General features: G+C 33.7%; 2 protein-coding genes and 1 pseudogene. All 3 read right to left on the minus strand.

The window, feature by feature from the left end; genetic code table 11:
* Nucleotides 1-470: 470 nt before the first annotated feature.
* Nucleotides 471-563, minus strand: a pseudogene (locus H3001_RS18895) (transposase); the annotation flags it as partial.
* An 89-nt stretch (nucleotides 564-652) separates the two neighbouring features.
* Complete coding sequence (locus tag H3001_RS18900) at nucleotides 653-1,672, minus strand: hypothetical protein (RefSeq protein ID WP_246368717.1); 1,020 nt, start codon at nucleotides 1,670-1,672, stop codon at nucleotides 653-655.
* A 28-nt stretch (nucleotides 1,673-1,700) separates the two neighbouring features.
* Entirely contained in the window at nucleotides 1,701-2,231 is a 531-nt protein-coding gene (locus H3001_RS19590; protein ID WP_317170798.1) for an acyltransferase, read from the minus strand.
* Nucleotides 2,232-2,886: the final 655 nt, after the last annotated feature.

Genomic DNA, 2,886 nt, shown 5'->3' on the forward strand with positions numbered 1-2,886 from the left:
AAAGATAAAAGCATTCAGGGCATCATTCAGAGGAGTCGTGGATACAAGATTCTTTCTCTTCAGGCTAGCCAATGTATATGCTTAAAAAGATTACTATTGTTAATCCCCCAAGATTTTATACTGAGCCCCTCTTTGAGAGTGAATTCCCCTATTTTGTTCTCCAAAATTGTTCCCTCATTTTTCGATAAACCGCTGATAATGAGGGAAAACTTCGACACTGATGAGCCAACAGTTTTTCCCTGAAGAATTGAATGGAAGATTCTTCCTGAAAACCCCTAAAAGAAAGAAAGCAACTCCACTATTCTTTGCCGTAAGAATAAAAGGAAAATCGCATAAATTTACCCTAGGTACAAAAGTGTATCCCCAACAGTGGAACCAACTTCTTCAAAAAGCATACATCAGTCCAATATTAAGCAACTTGGACAACCCCAATAATGCCATCACCAATCCAAAAATAGAAGACACTACCAAAATCCACCGTCTTTACCCAACAAGGGATTACCCGCTTTTAGCTGTTCAATTGCCTTGTTCTTGAAACTCTCAAAATCAAATTCTTTTTTCATAAAAAAACTGTGTTAGCAAAGTTAATATTTTATTCTTTGCTGACACAGTTTAATTTACATCCTCATTTTGCCAAAAAAATTATGTGTCATTAATGACTTCTTAAAAACTGAAGCTGGTCATCGCAACTATTAATTTCATTCCTCATATCACGGATCATTTGTTTATAATAAGAGGAATTAGGGTCTTTACTCAATTGTTCCTCGTACTGATTAAGCCTTCTTACAGCATCAGACCGTCTATTTTCCCAATATGCTATCTTTGACGAATTATTAGAAGTTGTACCTTTTGATGAAGAAGTACTTGAAGGAACTACATATCCTCCACCAACATTACCGCTTCCAGAAGATGATGAAGGAGAGGATGCTTTTAACAATGAGTTTGCAAAAATATTCAGAATACCAAGCATAAATTCCGTACGCTGCTGTTGAGCCTGAAGTGCAGCTTCTCGTTGACGTTTTATTTCATCTTGTTTTATTTTCTCAAGTTTCAATATTGCATCATTGTATCTTTTATTTAATTTAGGTAAATCTTCGATATGTGAATTACATATACTGATATGAGTGTCAGCTTGCTCCTTGAATGTTTCATCTTCTTTTAAATAGGCCTTCAACAAATTAATAGCAGCTAAGTATTGCTTTTTAGAAAGTTCCAAATCAAATGTAGAACCCTGTTCTATTGAAAATTCATACATTGAGAACTGATTATTCTCAATATATTCAGATAGCATACTTGCTCCAATGCTATTTTTAAGTCCTAAGTTAAATAACGAAACTCCAGAATAAAACTTACTCCAAGGCTGATTGATACCTTCTTTAGAGTAATACTCTACAACTTCACCGTATTTTTTCTGTTCAAAAAGCTCCTCTCCTTTATCTCGGTATTTGCCGTTTAAACTATCTTCTGTATATTCTTCGAATCTACCAAGCTCTGTTTTCTTTACAAGCCATATATATTTAATGCCTTTTCCAATTTCATATTTATGATCAATAGTAATACCATTGAATATACAAGGCAAAGGCTTCAACATACCATTCAAAGTAATAGCTCCTTCTACCTCTATGCCATTCTCATTTTTCTTAGAGAATGTGCACATTTGGATTTTTACCAATTCATTTAATTTAGATTCATCTTTAGGCTCATATAAACCGCCAATGATAGTTCATATAAAGATACCACATCGGTACAGTATAGGTGTTAAATTGAAAAGGTATAAGAGCAATATTCTTGATTGCGTCACTAAACGTTTGTGATGCATCTGCCGGAGCATAAGCAAAAACTTCAGATATAAAACCTTGTGGCAGTCCAAGAAAACCAGTCACCCATGGAAAAAGATTGTATAACACTGACCACAATAGAAATGGAACGGCTATTCTGAGCAGTCTTTTCTTATAGGAACCTTCAAAAGACATTTTCACAGGCAGTAATAATATGCCTGTAGTCATGACAAATAAAGGTACACAGGGTCTAAGAAAAGATCCGTAAATACTTCCCCATAAATTAAATTCTGGATTTGAGCGAGCCTCTGGAGAAACATTAAACGGATCGGAGCAGTGAATACATATAACCATAAATATGGCACACATTCTTAGAATATCAAGCCAAATGATTCTAGTAGATTGAGTTGAGTTTTTTTGTGACATAACTTTGTTCTTATTAAGTTCTGCCACAAAGCTAAACTATTATATAGTATTATGCAAAACAGCTGCTACAGTAAACTATCATTTCTTTAATTACTTAATATTCTTTCTTAATTTCCATAATGTAACCAGAGAAATTCCAAGATAAGAAGCGATATACCCCAAGTTAACCCGTTGAAATAATTCTGGATTTTTGGAATACAAATCACTGTATCTTTCCTCGGATGACATATACAAACGATATATCAGTCTTCTTTCCATTTCAACAAATGCTTTTTGATGCAACAATCTCATCCAATTTTAATATTTCAATATAAGAAAGACAGAGTTTTTCTAAATCTGATATTTTAATATAGTAAAGCAACGAGTCTTCAAGAGTCTGTACTCTTTCATTTTCAGACCCTTCGGTTTTACCATAAAAACTATTGGTGGAGAACACTAATTCACCTTCTTTGCTAAACCACGATATAACCTCTTTTTCTTTAATAATATTGCAGGAACGAGCTATTCCTTTTTCAATTAAATGTACATTATCGTCTCTAATAAGTGGCTTTATTAATATTAGAGTTTATATCGAATAATTGATTAAAGCGTTCTTTGACTTATCTTTGTGGTCTAAAAAGTTCAATTGATGTATTATGACAAGATTCGCCACCGTCATAGCCAAGTGCTTGCAGCGACAGGA

It is taken from the genome of Phocaeicola faecicola, assembly GCF_013618865.1.
Lineage (GTDB): Bacteria > Bacteroidota > Bacteroidia > Bacteroidales > Bacteroidaceae > Phocaeicola > Phocaeicola faecicola.